Raw genomic sequence first — 19,252 nt, forward strand, 5'->3', positions numbered from 1 at the left:
GTCAGTTGCCGATACCGAAGACACGCTCCCACTCCTCCTTGCTGGTCAGGGCGGGAACCGCGTCCCGGTACCGCTTCTTCATCTCGGGGAACCGGCGAGCGAGTTCGCGTCGCAACCGGAGCGCCTCCGTGAGCAGGGCCTGGGCCTGCGCACGATCGCGCTTACGGTAGACGACACCCCGACCGTCCGCCGTGGTGACCGTCACGCCGTCGACCTGCGAGAGCAGGAACCACCGCGCGTCGATGGTCGGCACGTTCAGCTGCGGCCGCTCGTGGTGCTCGCGGTTCTCGGGGCGCACGTTGTGCAGTACACCCTTCGCGAGACGCTTGACCTTCGCGACCGCACCCTCGGGCAGGCCCACGGCGCCGACCTCGGCGCCGGATGCCATCGGCAGTTCGGTCGACGACGGCAGCACCACCGCGTCGGGGAAGTTCTTCCGCAGTGCGTGCACCTCGCCGAGGGCGCGCGGCAGCAGATCGAACAGGTTCTCCGGGCCGGCGAGGAAGTCCTCGATGGCCTTGTTCTGGATCGCGACCGTCGAGTACTCGAGGCACACGAGGTGCTTGATCGTGGCCTTGATGGTGTCGAGCACCATCGCCTTGGGGTCGCCGTGCTGGTGCAGCGCGGCCACGACGAGCCGGTTGCGCAGGTGGAAGTACGCCTGCCAGTCGATGGCGTCGTCCTTGTCGCTCCACGCCATGTGCCAGATCGCGGCGCCGGGCATCGTCACCGTCGGGTAGCCGGCCTCGCGGGCCCGGAGGCCGTACTCGGCGTCGTCCCACTTGATGAACAACGGCAGGGGCTGGCCGATCTCCTCCGCGACGACGCGCGGGATCATGCACATCCACCAGCCGTTGAAGTCGACGTCGATGCGGCGGTGCAGGAGCTTCGAGTTCTCCCGGTCGCGCAGCGGCTTGGTGGAGAAGTCGTGGTCGTACTCGACGTTCGGGGCGGCACCCCACATGAAGTTCGCGCGGTGGATGACCTCGCCCATGGTGTGCAGGTGGCTGCGTTCCTGCAGGTTGAGCATCTGCCCGCCGACGAGCATCGGGGTCCGCGCGAAACGCGACAGGGCGAGGGCGCGCAGGATCGAGTCGGGTTCGATCTCGATGTCGTCGTCCATGAACAGGATGTAGGGAGCATCGGTGGTCTTCAGCGCCTCGTACATGATGCGGCTGTAACCACCGGAGCCACCGAGGTTGCCCTGGTCGTGGATGACGAGGCGAGCACCGAAGGGTTCGGCGGCCTCCGCGAAGTCGGCCTCGTCGCGCACCTTGCGGGTGCCCTGGTCCGGGATGATGACGGCGTCGACGACGTCCATCACCAGCGGGTCGGACGCGAGCGCACGCAGCGCCTTCACGCAGTCGGCGGGACGGTTGAAGGTCGGGATGCCCACGGCGACCGAGGCACGGCCGGGCGCCTCGACGGGTGCGTACCAGCCGGCGGCGTGCAGGGTGACGTCGCTGTCGGTGGTCACGTCGAACCACAGCCAGCCGCCGTCCTCGAACGGACCGAGGTCGGCGTCGATCTCGACGATCGTCTCCGTTCCGCGGAACTCACGTCCGGTGACGTGGATGCGGCTCGAGTCGGCCTTGCTGCGGTACAGGTCGACGCGGCCGTGGCCGGTGAGCTCGAGACGCAGCACCACCGAACCGAGCGTGCTCCAGCGACGCCAGTAGCTCGCCGGGAAGGCATTGAAGTAGGTGCACAGCGACACCTCGGACTCCGCGCCGATCGCCAGCGTCGTCCGGCTCGTCGCGTGGGCGCGACGCGCATTGGTGGGCGACTCCTCGAGGTAGAGCGTGCGCACGTCGAGGGGCTCGCCCGGTCGCGGCAGGATGATGCGCTGCAGCAACGACCGGCCGAGCAGGCCGTCCTGCTCCGCGACGGGAACACTCACGGCCGCCTCGTGCTTGCCGGCGTTCGCGGCCGCGGCGTGCTTCGCGGCGCTCACGAGGCATCCCCGGCGATGGGCGCTCCCGATTCGAAGTGCGGGGCCAGGACGTTGTCGAACATCGACAGCGCGCTGGCGATCGCCATGTGCATGTCGAGGTACTGGTAGGTGCCGAGTCGGCCACCGAAGAGCACCTTGTTCTCGGCTGCTTCCTGCTTCGCGAGGGCGCGGTAGGCGCCCAGCTTCTCGCGGTCCTCGGAGGTGTTGATCGGGTAGTACGGCTCGTCGTCGTTCTCGGCGAACCGCGAGTACTCCCGCATGATGACCGTCTTGTCGGCCGGGTAGGTGTCGCGCTCGGGATGGAAGTGCCGGAACTCGTGGATCCGGGTGTAGGGCACGTCGGCGTCGTTGTAGTTCATGACCGGGGTGCCCTGGAAGTCGCCGGTGGGCAGCACCTCGGTCTCGAAGTCGAGGGTGCGCCATCCGAGGCGACCCTCGGAGTAGTCGAAGTAGCGGTCGAGCGGGCCGGTGTAGACGACGGGAGCGTCGGGGCTGGCCGCGCGGATCTCGTCGCGCACCGCGAACCAGTCGGTGTCGAGCCGGACCTCGATCCGCTCGTCCTTCGCCATGTTCTCGAGCCATGCCGTGTAACCGTCGACCGGCAGACCCTCGTAGGTGTCGTTGAAGTAGCGGTTGTCGAAGGTGTAGCGGACGGGCAGCCGGGTGATGTTGCCGGCGGGCAGTTCCTTCGGGTCGGTCTGCCACTGCTTGGCCGTGTAGTCGCGGACGAACGCCTCGTAGAGGGGGCGGCCGATCAGGGAGATGGCCTTCTCCTCGAGGTTCTTCGCCTCGGCGGTGTCGATCTCGGCGGCCTGCTCCTTGATGAGGGCGCGTGCCTCGTCGGGACTGAAGTACCGGCCGAAGAACTGCGACACCAGTCCGAGACCCATCGGGAACTGATAGGCCTGGCCCTTGTGCATCGCGAACACGCGGTGCTGGTAGCCGGTGAAATCGGTGAACTGGTTCACGTAGTCCCACACCCTCTTGTTGGAGGTGTGGAACAGGTGGGCACCGTACTTGTGGACCTCGATTCCGGTTTCCGGCTCGGGCTCGGAGTACGCGTTGCCACCGAGGTGGTGGCGACGCTCGATCACGAGCACTCGCTTGCCGAGCTGCGTGGCCGCGCGCTCGGCGATCGTCAGTCCGAAGAATCCGGAGCCGACGACGATCAGGTCGTACTCACCGGTGGAGGGCTGGGGCGCTGATGCAGCAGTCACGGGAGACCAGGGTATGCGACTCCGTCGCGGAGGTGCCCTCTCGGTCCGGGCGGACCGAGAGGGCCGTCACACTCACACGTAGTGGGTGAGCGCGTCACGGACGAATTCGGCGCCTTCACGTCCTCCGTAGTTCGCTGCGAAACGCTCGTCCTCGACGTACATGTCGGCGAGACCGAGCACGTACTCCCGCGGACTGCCCTCCGCAGTGCCGCCTCCCGGGGTGCCCGGAATCGACGACAGCCAGGCGACGTGCCGCCGCGCGAGGTCCTGTGCTTCGGGCCCGGCGGGGTCCAGCCCGGCCCGGGCAGCCGCGATCCAGTCGTGGTTCAGCTGCTCGACCTGCTTCATCCAGTCGTGCCTGGCGGCGTCGTCCATGCCCCGCCACCACCGGTCGCCCGAGTCGTAGGCGTCCTTGCCCCACCGTTCGATCACTTCGTCCCGGTGCTGCGTGTGGTCGAACCCGTCGAACACTTCGTCTGCCACGAGTTCCTCCCCTCTCTCCGTCTTCGCCAAGGTGGTGCGCACCGCCGCGATACGGCGGTCCAACTGCCGGCGCTCGTGTTCGAGCAGGTCGAGGTGGGTGCGCAGTGCGCTCGCGGTGTCGTCGTGACCGGCGAGCACGTCGCGGATCGCGGGCAGAGCCAGCCCCAGGTCGCGGAGCAGCAGGATGCGCTGGAGACGCACGAGTGCGTCCTCGTCGTAGAACCGCATGCCGTTGCTGCCGGTGCGGCTCGGACGCAGCACCCCCACCTCGCCGTAGTGCCGCAGCGTGCGGCTGGTGACACCGGCGGCGCGTGCCAGTTGCTGGATCGACCATTCCCGCACGTGCCCACCTCCTCTTCTTTCCGGCTACGACCAGCGTGCATCTTGACGTTGCGTCAATGTCAACACTCGTCGTCGGGGTGCCGGAACGCCACCGGCCGGTCGCCCCGTTCGGGCGACCGGCCGGTCGAGGTGTGCCGTGGGATTACTCGGCGCTACCCGTGCTCGGGAACCAGTCCTTCAGGAAGCTCGCGTCGATGACCTGAGCACCGAGGTCCGGTGTCCACACGATCGCGCCGCCGGTGAAGATCCGGAACTTGCCGATCTCGTCGGGCAGCATCAGCTCGGGGCCGATGGGCGAGCCGAGCACGCTGTCGACGCCGCCGAGATCCAGGTAGGCCTGCTCGATGGGCGAGGTGCCGGTGCCGCTGCCGAAGGGATCGGTGCCGGTCTCCGGGCCGGGTTCGGGTGCCGGAGTGACCTCCGGGGCGTCCTCGTCGATGCCTTCCTTGACGGTGAACCAGTCGGAGCGCAGTCCCAGCTTGGTCCGCGCCTCGGCACCCGTCGTCTCGATGGTGCGGTCGGAGCCGACCACACGGACGCGGGTCACGCGACCGCCTTCGGGGCCGAGATTGTTGCGGGAGAGCACCTCGAAAGCCTGGAGGTCGCCGACGCCGAACTTGCTGCCGATCTCGGCCGCCGTGAAGGTCTTGGCCCATTCGCGGTTCGGGGCGACCTTGTCGCCCTCGTCCTCGACGGGCGGGAAGGTGCCGCCGGCCGAGTAGCCACCGGTGGAGGCGGAGAACTCGCTGCGCACGACCTCGCTGTCCTTCATCAGGACGGTTCCGCGGGTGGTGCGCACACCGTCGTCCGTGCGCGGATCCTCGACGCCCGACCCGCCGTAGACCTGGCAGTCCGTGGTGTCGCAGGTCTGCCACTTCTCGTGACGCTTCTCGGCGAGGGCGTAGGAGCGCGCGGCGATGGCCTGTGCCCGCAGCGCCTCGGCGCCACCGGTGTCGGCCCAGCCGGGCAGTGCCTCGGCGGGGACCACGCTGCGCAGGTAGTCCTCGACGTGGAGGCGGTTGACGGTGCGCGGGGCGGTGCCGTCGAGCACCACACCGAGGGCACCGCGGTAGGTCTTGTCGTCCGAGCACATCGTCAGGTGCTCGTTCGCGGGACGGTCCTCGGCGAGGTCGATCGGATCGACCCACGGCAGGTCGGTGGCGGCCTGCCACAGCACGTCGCCGCTGCAGCCCTCCGTGACGACGACGTTCGCGCCGCCGTCCGGGGTGGGTGTCAGGTGCGCGGCCTCACCGGGCGCGAGCTGCTTGCCGGCGACGATCATGCCGGTGTCGGAGTAGACGTCGAGGGTGTGGTCGTCGCGGGCCATGAGACGCACCGCGATCATCGCGTCGTCGACCGTGCCGAGTTCGGTGCCGCCGTAGTAGTGGCCGATGATCCGTTCGGCGGTCCACCCGTCCTGGGCGTAGCCGTAGGCACCCCACTGCCCCATGCCGCGACCGTGGCCGTGACCGAAGCCGCTGAACGTGAAGGGAGTGTCGGCCGAAACCGCTTGCACGACACCCGGTGCCGCCTGGTTGCTCTGGACGAGCGCGCCGACGCCGGCTCCGACGAGCAGCGCGGGAGCGACCCCGATCGCGGCAGCACGGGCGACGGAGGGACGCCATCCGTTGCGCAGCGGCCTGCCGAGGATGATGCGCCGCCTCCGGATCTTGCCTCTGCGCCCGATGGACTGTCGTGACATGACGTTGCTCCCTCGTTGTCGCTGTAGGCGCGAACTCGTGATCCGCGATATCGGACAATTTCGACCGATCCTCAAGCTCAGGTTGAGGCTTAAGGTTTGCTGCGTCTAGTGTGACAAGAGTGACGGAGCTAGGCAACAAATGTCACAGAAGCAACACAAGAATCACGAGTTACAGAACTTTCGTGTCCGAACCGGACTACGGAAGCGACACATAAGGGACGATCCGAAGTCGGAACCGTCCGCTGGAGCACCAACGACAGGGAGTAGCAAACAGTGCCGCATCGCCGCCCCAAGCCGTCGATCGTCCTGGGTGCCGTCGCCGCCCTGGCCGTCGCGACGCCCTTCGCCGTCACCGGGCTGACCAGCACCGCTCCCGAGATCCGGAATGCCAACGACACCGTCGAGGCAGTGGCACCCGATATCGCGGAAGTCGTGCTCGCCTCGGTGCCCGACCTGATCATCCCGCTCGAGGAACTGACCGGCCTCAACCTGCCGGACCTCAGCCTGAAGGAGATCGTCGACGGGCTCCCGCAGATCACGACTGCTCCCGACCCGAACGGCGGACTCGTCCAGCGCGTCGGTGCGACCGTCAAGGAACTCACCCGCGACACCCCGTTCAGCCTCGTCGCCCTCGCCGCCGAGGACGTCGCCGCCACCGACGCGCTCATCCGCGCGCAGCACGACGACGGCAGCTGGGGTCCGTGGACCGCGACCCAGCCGATCGAGACCCGCGCCGACGACGCCACGAACGAGGGACGCTCCGGCACGGAACCGATCTACGTCGGCGCCACGCGTGCGGTGCAGGTGTTGCTGACGCCGCGTCCCGGCCCCGAACCGAACCTCGCCGGCGCGGAGGCCCCGCCGGCACCCGAAGCCCCTGCTCCCGCTCCCGAGGCACCCGCCCCGGAGGCACCCGCTCCTGCAGCCCCTGCTCCCGAGGCCCCGGCGGAGGCCCCGGTCCCCGTCGACGAGGCACCCGCGCCGGTCGCTGCACCCGCAGCCGATGCGCCCGACCTCGGATACGTGCCCGCATCGTCGTCCAAGCCGCTGCGCGAGAATCCGCTGCAGGCAGCTGCCGAGGCGGTCAGCGCCGTGCTCATCTCGCCCGGCAGCAGCGAGGCCGACGCGCGACTCGAGGACATCGCGAGCCCGCTCGGCAACTCCGGCCTGAAGGTGATCACCCGCCAGCAGTGGGGTGCCGACGAGTCGATGCGCTGCCAGAACCCGACCTACGACGACTCCCTCGGTGGCGCGACCGTGCACCACACCGCGGGCAGCAACAACTACTCCAAGGCCGAATCGGCCGAGATCGTGCGCGCGATCTACGCGTACCACGCACGCACGCTCGGCTGGTGCGACATCGGATACAACACGCTCGTCGACAAGTACGGCCAGATCTTCGAGGGTCGCGCCGGTGGTCTCGAGCGCAACGTCCAGGGCGCCCACGCGGGTGGGTTCAACGAGAACACGCACGGCATCGCGATGATGGGCGACTTCTCGACCCAGGCCCCGCCGCAGGCCGCGGTGGAGTCGGTCGGCAAGTTCCTCGGCTGGCGTCTGGCCCGCGCGGGACTGAATCCCAAGGGCCGCACCACGATGTACTCCGAGGGCACGTCGTTCACCCCGTACCCGCGCGGTGCGGCGGTGGATCTGCCGATCATCTTCGCGCACCGCGACGTGGGCAACACCAGCTGCCCGGGTGATGCCGGCTACTCGCAGATGGGCAAGATCCGCGACATCGCCGCCGCTGCGGCGAAGGGCGGTGGCGGTGGCACTGCCCCGCAGCCGTCCAACCCGCAGCCCTCGAACCCCCAGCCTTCGAACCCCCAGCCTTCGAACCCGTCACCGTCGAATCCGAAGCCGAACGTGCCGGACGTCAACGTCGGAGCGCTCGCCTCGGGCTCGGCCGACACTGCCGAAGGTGTCGTCGACGAACTGATCCGCCTCAGCGGCCACCCGCTGGTCCAGAAGTGGCTCGCCGAAGGCGGCGAACTCGGACGGCTCGGGCAGGCGGTGACCTCGATCCTTCCCGCGGTCAAGAGCGGTTTCGAACGAGTGAACTTCGTCAACGGTGCCATCTACACGTCACCGAACGGCGGCACGTGGACGGTACTCGGCGAGATCTACAAGGCGTGGGAGAAGAACGGACTCGACGCTGGTGAGCTGGGGTTGCCCACCAGCGACGAGTACCGGGTGCCGGACGGTTGGCGTTCGGACTTCGAGTTCGGCTCGCTGATCTTCAACGAGGTCACGGGTGTCGTCACCAAGGTGCTGCGCGCCTACGACGACGCCTACGACCAGGCGATGCAGGATCAGCCGGCCGACGTCGCAGGACCCGCACCCGAGGGTGCTCCTGCGCCCGAACCCGGACCCGAACCGGCACCTGCGCCGGAACCGGCACCCGAACCGGCGCCCGCGGGCTGACCCGCAGCGCACCGGTAGGAACGAGTCACCGCCACCACCGTTCGAGAACGCGGGCCACCCCGTCCTCGACGTTGGTGGCGGTGACTTCGTCTGCGACCGACTTCGCGTCCGGATGCGCGTTCTCCATCGCCACACCGTGACGCGCCATCGTCAGCATCGGGATGTCGTTGGGCATGTCGCCGAAGGCCGCGAGATTCTCGTGTGAGACGCCGAGCAGCCGGGCCATCTCCTGGAGACCGGACGCCTTCGTGACCCCCGCCGCGGAGATCTCGATGAGTCCGTGGGTCGTCGAATAGGTCACGTCGACCAGCCCATGCAGTTTCGGCACGAGAGCCTCCGCCATCTCCCGGCTGGTCGCGCCGGGGAGCCGGACGAGCAGCTTGATGGCGGGCTCACCGATCACCTCGTGCTCGGCGAGTTCGGTGTTGTCCGGATTCAGCCAGGCGTGCTCGTAACCGGGAGCGCTGACGAACTGCGGCGTCGCGGCGTCGTGGGCCCGCTCCCCCACCCGCTCCGCGGCCAGACCGCAACCGGGAAGTACCGACGAGGCCACCTCGGCGAGCCACGCCAGTTCGTCGACCTCGAGCACCGCGGCGCTGAGCACCCGGTCGGTGGAACTGTCGTAGAGCACGGCACCGTTCGCGCACACCGCCATCGGCGCGTAACCCAGCTCCTCGACCACCGGCGCGATCCAGCGCGGCGGGCGGCCGGTGGCCAGGACGAACGGAACACCGGAGTCGACGACCGCATGCACCGCGGCGCGGGTCCGATCGGACACCTTCTCGGTGTCGTCGATCAGGGTGCCGTCCACGTCCGTGGCCACCAATCCGGGACGCGACGCGTCCGTGGACGCAGGACGCACCGCGTCCGTGCTGTGGTCCCGATACGGCTCTCGACTCGACTCTGCGTTCACTCCGTCATTGTGCCGAAGTACCGCGGTCGCCGCCTGCGTCGTCGTTGCCGCTACCGGCAGCACCTTCACGGGCGGCACGTTCGCGGGCCTTCCGCGCGCGGCGCTCGGCGGCCGCGGCCTCGTCCAGGGCGGTTGCCTCCTCGAGGGTCGGCGCGGATCCGCCCAGCCGGCGGGGCACCCAGTAGGCACCGGACTCGTGGGTGTAACCGTCCTGGACCCGGTGGAGCATCTCCTCCATGGTCGCGTGGAGCTGCGCGGTCATCTCCGCTGCCGGCTCGAACGGCTGGATGGGGGCGCCCACCTCGATGGTGATCGGGGTGTTCGTACGTCCGAGCCGCTTCGGGTGGCCCTTCGTCCACACCCGCTGCGACCCCCAGATGACCATGGGGACCACCGGGACACCGGCTTCGTTCGCCATCCGCGCCGCACCGGACCGGAACGCCTTGAGCTCGAAGCTGCGGCTGATCGTCTCCTCGGGGAACACGCCCACGAGCTGCCCGGCACGCAGCGCCTCCACGGCGAGTCGGTAGGACTCGCCGGCGTCGCCGCGGTCGACGGGGATGTGCTTCATCGCGCGCATCATGGGGCCGGAGACCTTGTGGTCGAAGACTTCCTTCTTCGCCATGAAGCGGATGTACCGCTTGGTGGCCCGGGCGGGGATCCCGGCGTAGGTGAAGTCCATGTAGCCGGTGTGGTTGATCGCGATGACCGCGCCACCCGTCGCCGGGATGTTCTCCGCCCCGGTGATCGAGAATTTCAGCCCTTGCGCTGCGAAGAGCGTGCGGGCGACACCGATGATGGTCCGATAGAAGGGTTCCACGCCGGTCAGCCTAGCGGGGCCCCGGTGGAGGAACGACCGTGATCATCGTCGAAAGGCAAAGCTGTGCGCACCCTCCCCCGAAAGCCCGACGTACTCGCACTCGCCGGCCTCGCCGTCGCCGTCGTCCTCACCGTCACCGGTTGCGAGGGCGACGGGCAGTCCGGCATCCCGTCCGAGAGTCCGGAGCCGAGCGCGGTGGACACCGTCGAGGAGACCACCACCCCCGCCGCGACGCCCACGGTGGTCGTCGGGGACGTCCCCGGCAATCCCGCCGCCACCGCGGCGCTGCAGGCGTGGACGAACGACCTCGCCGGCGGCGTCGATGTGGTGGGCAGGTGCTGGACGATCGCCCCGGAGCGGGCCCGGCAGATGTACGCCGACGTCGACGCGATCACCGCCGCGGTGCAACAGCCGGGCAGGGACGGCCAGTACGCGGTGACGTGGTCGGCCGGCGGCATCGACGTGTCCGTCCTGCGCAGCGAGATCGCGTCCGGCTACGCGTGCCCGTACGTGAACCCGACCGGTGCGCCGGGCTACACCGACGAGGACGCCCGCTACGCCGTCGAACGATTCCTGGGACGGGCGATCGGTGAGCCGGTGCACCCGGACGACACCGAGGAGCGGTACCCGCTGGTGTGTGAGGCGCGGGGCACATGGGATCCGTGGGGTACCGGGAACCCGGGCGTGCCGCCGCTGGCCACCGATCCCGACGTCCTCGGCGACCTCGAATCCTTCGACGCCGCGGCCGCCTCCGTCACGCCGATCTCGGAGGCGTACACGAGTGTGACGATTCCGATCGTGGAGGCCGACACACCCCGTGACCTGGTGGTCCTGCTCACGACGGGGAGCAACGGGTACTGCCTGGGCGCAATGGACTGACGGGCGGCGCCTACCCTGGTAGGCGTCGGTCAGCACGTCAGGAGGGTACGAAGTGCAGATCACCAGCGTCGGACACGCCGGTTTCCACATCCAGACCGAAGCGGGGTCCATCCTGTGCGATCCGTGGGTCACGCCCGCGTACTTCGCCTCGTGGGTGCCCTTCCCGGACAACACCGGTCTCGACTGGGACGCTCTCGGCAACGTCGACTACCTGTACGTCTCGCATCTGCACAAGGATCACTTCGATCCCGACACGCTGAGCAAGCACGTCAACAAGGACGCGACCGTCCTGCTGCCCGACTATCCGGTGCCGGACCTGCGTCGCGAGCTCGAGAAGCTCGGCTTCTCGAAATTCTTCGAGACCACCGACTCCGTCAAGCACACGGTGAGTGGGCCCGAGGGCGATCTCGACATCATGATCATCGCGCTGCGCGCGCCGGCCGACGGACCGATCGGCGACTCGGGCCTGATCGTCTCCGACGGCGAGTCGACCGTGTTCAACATGAACGACGCGCGGCCGATCGACATGGACGTCATGCACGAGGCGTTCGGGAAGATCGACATCCACCTGCTGCAGTACTCGGGCGCCATCTGGTACCCGATGGTCTACGACATCCCGAAGAAGACCAAGGCCAACTTCGGCAAGCAGAAGCGCCAGCGCGGCATGGACCGTTGCCGCAGCTACATCGACCAGGTCGACGCGACGTGGATCGTGCCGTCCGCCGGTCCGCCGGTCTTCCTCGACGACGACCTGCGCGACCTCAACGACGACCACGGCGACGAGGGCAACATCTTCCCCGACCAGCAGGTCTTCCTCGAGCAGCTGCGCATCCACGGCCGCGAGGGCGGTCTGCTCATGATCCCGGGTTCGGTGGTGGATCTGAAGGGCAGCGAGCACATGACGCTCACGCACCCGATCCCCGACGAGCAGGTCGAGGCGATCTTCACGAACAAGGCCGTCTACATCGAGGACATGGCGCAGCGTTTCGCTCCGGTGATCGCGGCGCAGAAGGCGGCCTGGGCGCCCGCCGAGGGCGAGCCGCTGCTGCCCGCGCTCAAGGCGAAGTTCGAGCCGATCATGGCGCAGTCCGATCTCATCTGCGACGGCATCGGTTATCCGGTGGGTCTGGTGATGGGCGACGAGACCGTGGTGCTCGACTTCCCGAAGCGCGTCGTGCGCGAACCCATCGAGGGAGAAGGCAAGTACCGCTACGGTTTCCGCATCGCTCCCGAGCTCGTGCGCACGGTGCTGCGCGACGACGAGCCCGACTGGGTCAACACGATCTTCCTGTCCACCCGGTTCACGGCCTGGCGCATCGGCGGATACAACGAGTTCCTCTACACCTTCTTCAAGTGCCTGACCGACGAGCGCATCGCGTACGCCGACGGCTGGTTCGCCGAGGCACACGACGACTCGGCGTCGATCGAGTTGGGCGGCTACGAGATCCAGCGTCGCTGCCCGCACCTGAAGGCGGACCTGTCGAAGTTCGGTGTCGTCGACGGCACCACGCTGACCTGCAACCTGCACGGCTGGCAGTGGGATCTCGAATCGGGCCGCTGCAAGACGTCGAAGGGTCACGAACTGCGCAGCACCAAGCTGTGATCCGCACCCGGTAGTCACCGCTCCCGTTCGGTCGCGGCGGGTCGCGCCGCGGGCAACAGCCTCGGCGCGACCACGCCCAGCCCGACCAGTGGGAGCACCGTCACCGCGACCAGCACCGCCATCGGCAACCACAGCGAGCCGAGCGCGTAGGCGGCGAAGATCGCCACCGACAGCACCTCGCTCGTCAGGCCGACGACGGACGAGACGGTCGCCCGGGCACGACCGGACATCGTGTCCTGCAGGCGCGCCTCGGCGACGATCGCCGTGTTGTGCAGAGCGCCGTAACCCACACCGATCGCCGTGAACCCGGCGATCCCTCCCGCGAGGGCACCACCGGCGATCAGTACCGATCCGACCATCACGACGGCACCCATGGTGCGGCCGCTCATCGTCGCCGTCCGTCCGGCGGTCGCGGCACCGACCACCTGCCCGACGGCCGTCAGCGCGACCAGCACCGGCACGAATCCGGTCTCCGCTCCCGATTCGCGTGCGAGGAGAGCGAAGTACTCGTCGAAGGCAAGGCAGGCGAGCAGCGCGGCCGCGAGGACGACCGATCGTCGCACCGCCCGGTCGGTGCGGATCTCGGACGTGCCGGCCCGCAGCGACGACATGTAGCGGACGAGGACGGTGTCGCCGCTGCCGGCGATCTCGTCGGCCTCCTCCACCTTCGGTGCAGCCGGAAGCGTTCCCACGAGCGCGATGTCGACGACGGTGATCGCGACCGAGACCCAGCCCACGAGCGCGTACCCACCGAGTTCGAACAGCGGTGCCGCCGTGAGGATCGCGACGAAGACACACGTCATCTCACCCGCGTTGGCGTATCCCATGATCGCCGCGTACCGGTGTTCGCACCCGCGCGCGGCGAGTTCGTCGTAGACGAGGGCCTCGAAGGTGCCGGATTTCATCGACTCGCTGATGCCCCACAGGACGAAACCGAGCGCGAACCCCCAGTAACCGGGCCAGATCAGCCACGTCGTGAACGCGGCGGTGAGGAGGGCGCCGCTGCCGAACAGCAGACCGCGACGGGAGACGGTGTCGGCCCACGCACCCGACGGCACCTCGGAGACGAAGGCAACCACGGACCACAGGACGAACAGCGACGAGATCGAGCGGGTGTCGAGACCGTGATCCTCGAACAGCAGCGCGTACAGGCCGTAGAGCGGCACGAACTCACGGACGGACGCGTACGCGACCACCCGCGCGGACAGCGAGGTCACCGGATCGGATCAACATCGACGGCGCATGCAACGAGAATGGCACGCCCGGCTCCACATGTCACCCCTCCGGAGGTGGGATACGGTCGGTCATCGTGAGCACGGACGAGCAACAGCAGCGGCAGCGTACCTACACGTGGGAGGACCCGGCACCGACGTCGGCGGCCAACCGCGACATGCACGGACTCGACTTCCTGCTCGGGCTGATCGACGGGACGATCCCGCACCACCCCACCTCCCGCACGCTCGGCTTCACCGTCACCGATGCCGGCGAGGGCTTCGCCGAGGTCACCCTCGAGCCGCAGGAGTTCCACGCCAACGCGGTGGGCAGCATCCACGGCGGCGTGCTCGCCACCCTCTTCGACACCGCGATGGGCTTCTGCGTGTCGAGCACTCTCGAGGCCGGGGTCGGGTACACGACCCTCGACCTGCAGGTGCGCTACGTCCGCCCGGTGCAGACCGGTAAGGGCGTCATCCGTGTGCAGGGTTTCTGCGAGCACACCGGACGTCGCACGGCGACGGCGCGCGGCGAGGCCCGCGACTCCGAGGGCCGCCTGCTCGCGACGGGCTCGACCACCTGCCTGATCCTGCGCTGACAACTGCATCCCTTACGAAAATGGCTTCCCGCTACGGCAATTGCCGTAGCGGGAAGCCGATTCTGTAGCGGATGAAGATCAGCCGGCGGGTTCGAGCACCTCGCGTCCCACGAACGGGACGAGGGCCTCGGGCACCTTCACCGAACCGTCGGCCTGCTGATGGTTCTCGAGCAGCGCCACGAGCCAACGGGTGGTCGCGAGCGTGCCGTTGAGGGTCGCGGCGGTCTGCGGCTTGCCGTTCTCGTCGCGGTACCGGATGTTGAGGCGACGCGCCTGGAAGGTGGTGCAGTTCGACGTCGACGTGAGCTCGCGGTAGCGCTCCTGCGTGGGCACCCACGCCTCGCAGTCGAACTTGCGGGACGCCGACGACCCGAGATCTCCGGCGGCGACGTCGATGACGCGGTACGGCACGTCGATGGCGGCGAGCATGTCGCGCTCCCAGGCCAGCAGACGCTCGTGCTCCGCCGCGGCCTCCTCGGGCCGGCAGTAGACGAACATCTCGACCTTGTCGAACTGGTGCACGCGGATGATGCCGCGGGTGTCCTTACCGTAGCTGCCCGCCTCGCGACGGAAGCACGACGACCAGCCCGCGTAGCGCTTCGGCCCCTTCGACAGGTCGAGGATCTCGCCCGAGTGGTAGCCCGCGAGCGGCACCTCGGAGGTGCCCACGAGGTAGAGGTCGTCCTCCTCGAGCCGGTACACCTCGTCGGCGTGCTGGCCGAGGAAGCCGGTGCCCTGCATGACCTCGGGACGCACGAGCACGGGCGGGATCATCATCGTGAACCCGTTCGCGGTGGCCTTCTGAGCGGCGAGCTGCAGCAGACCCAGCTGCAGCAGCGCACCGTAACCGGTGAGGAAGTAGAACCGGGCACCGGAGACCTTGGCGCCGCGCTCCATGTCGATGAGCCCGAGCGACTCGCCGAGCGCGAGGTGGTCCTTCGGCTCGAAGTCGAAGGTGGGCAGCTCGCCGACGGTCTCGAGCGTGACGAAGTCGTCCTCGCCGCCGGCGGGCACGCCGTCCTGCACGACGTTGGAGATCGCGAGGTGCGCGCGATCGAAGGCCTCCTGCGCGGCGTGCTGCTCGGCCTCGAGTTCCTTGACCTTCGCGGCCAGCTCCTTGGCGCCGTCGAGCAGCGCGGGGCGTTCCTCGGGGGACGCCTTGCCGACCTTCTTGCCCAGGGCCTTCCGCTCGGCGCGTGCGTTGTCGCCTGCGAGGACCGCGGCGCGACGGGAGGCGTCGGCCTCGAGCAGCACGTCGACGAGGCCCGGGTCCTCTCCCCGCATGCGCTGCGACTCGCGGACGGCGTCGGGATTCTCGCGGAGGAACTTGAGGTCGATCACGGAATCGAAGCCTACCGCTGCCAGAGTTCCAGGTAGTCGTCGCGCCCGAACATCTTCGCCGTGTCCTCCGCGGTGGGGTGCCCGTGACGCGGGTCCGCGCCGGCCTCGGCGAGCACCCTCACCACTGCCTCGACGCCCTTGAAGACCGCACCCGCGAGAGGCGACTGGCCGCGGTCGTTGAGCCGGTTCACGTCGGCTCCCCGCTCGACCAGGGCCTGTACGGCCTCGGCATGACCGTGGTAGGACGCCAGCATGAGCAGCGTGTCGCCGGTCTCGTTGGTGAGGTTCACCGGTACCCCGGCATCGACGTACGCGGTGAGGGTCTCGACGTCTCCCTGGCGGGCGGCGTCGAAGGTCTGCTTGGCGATCTCGAGAATCTCGGGATCGATCGGGTCGTCGGCCATGAGCCGAAACTACCTGCGTCCACTCGAACAGGCATGATGGAAGTGATGGCCGAAGACAACAAGCCCAAGCCCGACCGGCGCCCGCCCTCGGCGCGGTTGACCCGACGCGCCCTCGTGCTCGTCGCGGCCGGTGCCGTCCTGGCGGCGATCGCGACGTTCGTCGTCGCGGGGTTCCAGGGCGCCGACGGCGGGGACGACAGCGGCGGCGCCGGCATCAGCACGACCGGCGCGGTCGCCGGGGAGGCGTTCGGTACCGCCACCGCCGGTGACTGCCTGACCTGGAGTGCTCTCGACGCGAGCGACCTCGCGAAGGTCGACTGCGCCGAGACGCACCTGTTCGAGGTGGTCGCCGATATCGACCTGAGCCTGTATCCCGGCACCGAGTGGGGGCCGGGATCGCGGTTCCCGTCGGTCACGCGTTTCACCGAGCTCCGCGACGAGCAGTGCGCACCCGCCGCGATGGACTACCTCGACGGCCGGTTCGACCCGCACGGCAAGTTCAGCATCGGCCTGATCAACCCCGGCGAGGCGGGCTGGGCGGCCGGCGAGCGCACGCTGCGGTGCGGCCTGCAGTTCTCGTCGACCACCGGCAACCTGCTGCCCATCAAGGGCCGGGTCGCCGATCAGGATCAGTCGCGGGCGTGGGATGTCGGTGTCTGCATCGGCATCAACAACGGTGTGCCCGCCGACCCGGTGGAGTGTTCCAAGCCGCACGCCTTCGAGGTCGTCGCGGTCGTCGACCTGGGTGGACAGTTCCCCGGCGGCCTGCCGAGCATCGAGGACCAGGACGGCTATCTCGAGGAGACCTGCACGCGCCTGGTCAACGAGTACCTCGGCGATCCCGAGGCCCTGCGCAACAAGACCCTCACGCTGTTCTGGGACAACCTCGACTACGACAGCTGGCTCGCCGGCAGCCGCAAGGTGAACTGCTCGATCGGCAAGCAGGTCGAGGGTGGTGGCTTCTCGTCGATCACCGGCAGCGCCAAGGGCGACATCCTCATCGACGGCCAGCCGCCGGTGCCGCCGCCGCCCGTGCCGGAAGGCCGATCGCTGCCGACGCCGCTGCCGGGCGCCGTTCCCCTGCCGGGGTCGTGACGTGCCGGTGCACATGGAGGACGAGCACTTCGACGAGCTCGTCTCGGAAGCGCTCGACGAGATCCCCCGCGAACTCGCGCGGGCGATCGACAACGTCGTCGTCCTCGTCGAGCCGCGCCACGAGGACGAACCGGATCTGCTGGGTCTGTACCAGGGTGTCGCGCTGACCGAGCGCGACAGTCACTACGCGGGATCGCTACCGGACACGATCACGATCTACCGCGACGCGATCCTCGACATCTGCGAGGACGACGACGACGTCGTGCACGAGGTGCTCGTCACCGTCGTCCACGAGATCGCGCACTATTTCGGAATCGACGAAGAGCGCCTCCACCAGCTGGGCTGGGGCTGAGGCGCTCTTCGCGATCGGTACCGGGTGCTACTTGTTGCGGGCCGCGGTCGCCTTGTCGAGGCGGGGTCCCTTGGCCTTGCGCTGACCGAAGTGCGGGCTGAGCGTCGAAACGACGAACATGATGACGGTTCCGACAGCGACGACGGCCACGGTGAGCCACACGACGATGACGCCGAAGAGTTCCAACATGCCCGGTTACCTCCACAGTCGATGTCACTTCGAGGCAAACGGCACACGTCCGCCCCGGGGGTCACCCTACCGCCCGCGTTCCGCCGGGTGACGACCGACTCCGCCCGCGCTCCGGTGGGGACTCAGAGGGTGGTGAAGTGCTCGAGCTTCGGCGCTCCCGCAAGGAGGGGTCCGAGGTCGGTGATGGCGCCCTCGCCGGCGCGGAACTTGCGGTAGGCGGCGTCGTGCTCGGCCGAGCGCCACTTCTCCACGACCACCCAGCGGGCCTCGTTCTTCTGATCCACGAGGATCTCGATGCCGTCGCATCCGTCGAACTGTCGCGTCTCGTCGAGCACGCGGGTCATGACCTTCTTCGCGTCGTCGAGGGAGTCGGCCTTGAATTCGAGTTCGAGCAGAGCGGTGAGCGCCATGGGAGACCTTCCGTGATGTGCGATGTGACTGCCCTCACCACATTTCCCCATGGGTGAGAACTGCGCAATACCTCTGTGGAAACAGGATTATCGGGAGGCCGACGCGAGAGCGGGAAGGACGTGGTGCTCGAGCAGCGGCGCGAGATCGTCGGGCAGCGGTAGGGCCGCCGGGTCGAGCCAGCGCGTCTCCGCGATCTCCGCGGCGGCACCGGCGACCTCCACGAGCGGGTGTTCGTAGACGGTTCCTTCGAGCCGGTAACCGGGCTCGTTGGCGGCCTCGGCGTCGAAGACCCCGACGAGACGCAACGACGACAGATCCAGTTCGGCGCCCAGTTCCTCGGCGCACTCGCGCACGGCGGTCTCGGCCGGGGTCTCCCCCGGATCCGGCTTGCCTCCGGGCAGCATGAACCGCGACGTGTTCCGCTTCCGCACGGTGAGCACCTCACCGGCGGCGTTGCGGAGAACGACGGCGCTCACTCTGATCACACGGTCACGAATCGCGGGGTGCTGGTTCACCGGACCATCCTAGGACCGGTCAGAACATGCTGTAGCCACCGTCGATGAGCGTCGTGCTGCCGGTCTGGAAGGACGATGCATCGCTCGCGAGGTAGACGGCGATGCCTTCGAAATCCTCCGGGGTGCCCCACCGGCCGAGCGGCACGCGGCCGATGACGTTCGAGTTGAAGACGTCGGACTCCTGCAGCGGACCGGTCATGTCGGTGGCGATCCAGCCCGGCAGCACGCTGTTGACCCGGATCCGGTGACGCGCGAACTCGACCGCACAGCCGTTCGCGAGCGCGAGCACCGCGGCCTTGCTCGCCGCGTACGGCTGGTTGCGTGCGGCCCCCTGCAGCGCACCGAGGCTCGACGTGACGATCATCGACCCTCCGGTGCCCTGCTCGACGAGCACGCGCGAGGTCTCCCGCATCGTGAAGTACGCGCCGTCGACGTTCGTGGCCATGGCCGCGCGGTACCGCTCGGTCGTCGACTCGTGGAACTTCTGCAGCGACGACCCGAAGCCCGCGTTGACCACCACGATGTCGAGCCCACCGAAGTCGTCGACGAGTGCCGCGACACCGTCGGCCACGGCCTGTTCGTCGGAGACGTCGACCGAGCGCGTGGCCACGCGGCCGGCGAATCGCCCGATGTCCGCCGCGGCCTTCGCGAGCTTGTCCTCGCTCCGGCTCCACAGGGTGACGTCGGCGCCGGCACGGGCGAGGCCCCGGGCCATACCGAGACCGATCCCCGCGGAACCACCCGTGACGAGAGCGCGCTTGCCTGTGAGGTCGAACATCGAATCCCTCTTCCCTGAAA

19 protein-coding genes are annotated in these 19,252 nt (G+C 68.6%); 6 read left to right on the forward strand and 13 right to left on the reverse strand.

What is annotated here, in order from left to right; translation table 11 throughout:
• Position 1: 1 nt before the first annotated feature.
• The 4 genes from ACPCXD_RS10915 to ACPCXD_RS10930 form a co-directional block, all read right to left on the reverse strand.
• Positions 2-1,900: a glycosyltransferase gene (locus ACPCXD_RS10915; protein WP_160877654.1), complete on the reverse strand. Its 1,899-nt coding sequence runs from the start codon at positions 1,898-1,900 to the stop codon at positions 2-4.
• Positions 1,901-1,950: 50 nt separating this feature from the next.
• The gene (glf, locus tag ACPCXD_RS10920) at positions 1,951-3,171 is read right to left on the reverse strand and encodes a UDP-galactopyranose mutase (RefSeq protein WP_016692620.1); all 1,221 of its coding nucleotides are present in this window, start codon (positions 3,169-3,171) and stop codon (positions 1,951-1,953) included.
• 72 nt (positions 3,172-3,243) lie between these two features.
• On the reverse strand, positions 3,244-3,996 hold the full coding sequence (locus ACPCXD_RS10925; protein ID WP_423659537.1) for a MerR family transcriptional regulator: 753 nt from the start codon (positions 3,994-3,996) through the stop codon (positions 3,244-3,246).
• 142 nt (positions 3,997-4,138) lie between these two features.
• Positions 4,139-5,698, reverse strand: coding sequence for a SpoIID/LytB domain-containing protein (locus ACPCXD_RS10930; protein WP_423659539.1), 1,560 nt, complete (start codon positions 5,696-5,698; stop codon positions 4,139-4,141).
• A gap of 273 nt (positions 5,699-5,971) precedes the next feature.
• On the opposite strand from ACPCXD_RS10930, the gene ACPCXD_RS10935 reads away from it, so the two are divergent.
• Positions 5,972-8,122, forward strand: coding sequence for an N-acetylmuramoyl-L-alanine amidase (locus ACPCXD_RS10935; protein WP_088896828.1), 2,151 nt, complete (start codon positions 5,972-5,974; stop codon positions 8,120-8,122).
• Between the two features lie 25 nt (positions 8,123-8,147).
• On the opposite strand, the gene ACPCXD_RS10940 is transcribed toward ACPCXD_RS10935, so the two are convergent.
• Both ACPCXD_RS10940 and ACPCXD_RS10945 read right to left on the reverse strand, forming a co-directional pair.
• Positions 8,148-8,984: a Cof-type HAD-IIB family hydrolase gene (locus ACPCXD_RS10940; RefSeq protein WP_088896829.1), complete on the reverse strand. Its 837-nt coding sequence runs from the start codon at positions 8,982-8,984 to the stop codon at positions 8,148-8,150.
• Between the two features lie 55 nt (positions 8,985-9,039).
• A complete protein-coding gene (locus tag ACPCXD_RS10945; RefSeq protein WP_016692615.1) occupies positions 9,040-9,855 on the reverse strand; it encodes a lysophospholipid acyltransferase family protein in 816 nt (271 codons plus the stop codon).
• Positions 9,856-9,918: 63 nt separating this feature from the next.
• Here ACPCXD_RS10945 and ACPCXD_RS10950 point away from each other — a divergent pair, with 63 nt between their 5' ends.
• Both ACPCXD_RS10950 and ACPCXD_RS10955 read left to right on the forward strand, forming a co-directional pair.
• On the forward strand, positions 9,919-10,734 hold the full coding sequence (locus tag ACPCXD_RS10950) for a hypothetical protein (protein WP_160876648.1): 816 nt from the start codon (positions 9,919-9,921) through the stop codon (positions 10,732-10,734).
• A 52-nt stretch (positions 10,735-10,786) separates the two neighbouring features.
• The gene (locus ACPCXD_RS10955; RefSeq protein ID WP_088896832.1) at positions 10,787-12,337 is read left to right on the forward strand and encodes a Rieske 2Fe-2S domain-containing protein; all 1,551 of its coding nucleotides are present in this window, start codon (positions 10,787-10,789) and stop codon (positions 12,335-12,337) included.
• A gap of 14 nt (positions 12,338-12,351) precedes the next feature.
• On the opposite strand, the gene ACPCXD_RS10960 is transcribed toward ACPCXD_RS10955, so the two are convergent.
• Positions 12,352-13,554, reverse strand: a complete 1,203-nt coding sequence (locus ACPCXD_RS10960) for an MFS transporter (protein ID WP_423659543.1) — start codon at positions 13,552-13,554, stop codon at positions 12,352-12,354.
• A gap of 92 nt (positions 13,555-13,646) precedes the next feature.
• Here ACPCXD_RS10960 and ACPCXD_RS10965 point away from each other — a divergent pair, with 92 nt between their 5' ends.
• Entirely contained in the window at positions 13,647-14,147 is a 501-nt protein-coding gene (locus ACPCXD_RS10965) for a PaaI family thioesterase (protein WP_088896834.1), read from the forward strand.
• Positions 14,148-14,225: 78 nt separating this feature from the next.
• On the opposite strand, the gene serS is transcribed toward ACPCXD_RS10965, so the two are convergent.
• Together serS and ACPCXD_RS10975 are read right to left on the reverse strand one after the other, a co-directional pair.
• Positions 14,226-15,488, reverse strand: coding sequence for a serine--tRNA ligase (gene serS / locus ACPCXD_RS10970; protein ID WP_423659545.1), 1,263 nt, complete (start codon positions 15,486-15,488; stop codon positions 14,226-14,228).
• Positions 15,489-15,499: 11 nt separating this feature from the next.
• Positions 15,500-15,892: an ankyrin repeat domain-containing protein gene (locus ACPCXD_RS10975; protein WP_423659546.1), complete on the reverse strand. Its 393-nt coding sequence runs from the start codon at positions 15,890-15,892 to the stop codon at positions 15,500-15,502.
• Between the two features lie 36 nt (positions 15,893-15,928).
• On the opposite strand from ACPCXD_RS10975, the gene ACPCXD_RS10980 reads away from it, so the two are divergent.
• Entirely contained in the window at positions 15,929-16,987 is a 1,059-nt protein-coding gene (locus tag ACPCXD_RS10980; RefSeq protein WP_016691841.1) for a septum formation family protein, read from the forward strand.
• Between the two features lie 13 nt (positions 16,988-17,000).
• Entirely contained in the window at positions 17,001-17,339 is a 339-nt protein-coding gene (locus ACPCXD_RS10985; protein ID WP_229568523.1) for a metallopeptidase family protein, read from the forward strand.
• Between the two features lie 27 nt (positions 17,340-17,366).
• Here ACPCXD_RS10985 and ACPCXD_RS10990 read toward each other — a convergent pair whose 3' ends face one another.
• The 4 genes from ACPCXD_RS10990 to ACPCXD_RS11005 form a co-directional block, all read right to left on the reverse strand.
• Positions 17,367-17,528: a hypothetical protein gene (locus ACPCXD_RS10990; RefSeq protein WP_016933301.1), complete on the reverse strand. Its 162-nt coding sequence runs from the start codon at positions 17,526-17,528 to the stop codon at positions 17,367-17,369.
• A gap of 122 nt (positions 17,529-17,650) precedes the next feature.
• Positions 17,651-17,938, reverse strand: coding sequence for a putative quinol monooxygenase (locus tag ACPCXD_RS10995; protein ID WP_059382096.1), 288 nt, complete (start codon positions 17,936-17,938; stop codon positions 17,651-17,653).
• An 87-nt stretch (positions 17,939-18,025) separates the two neighbouring features.
• Positions 18,026-18,424: an NUDIX hydrolase gene (locus ACPCXD_RS11000; RefSeq protein WP_170318549.1), complete on the reverse strand. Its 399-nt coding sequence runs from the start codon at positions 18,422-18,424 to the stop codon at positions 18,026-18,028.
• A gap of 49 nt (positions 18,425-18,473) precedes the next feature.
• Positions 18,474-19,232, reverse strand: a complete 759-nt coding sequence (locus ACPCXD_RS11005; protein ID WP_160876640.1) for an SDR family NAD(P)-dependent oxidoreductase — start codon at positions 19,230-19,232, stop codon at positions 18,474-18,476.
• Positions 19,233-19,252 lie beyond the last annotated feature (20 nt).

The sequence above is a fragment of the Rhodococcus sp. AB351 genome, assembly GCF_049538275.1.
In the GTDB taxonomy this organism is placed as follows: domain Bacteria; phylum Actinomycetota; class Actinomycetes; order Mycobacteriales; family Mycobacteriaceae; genus Rhodococcus.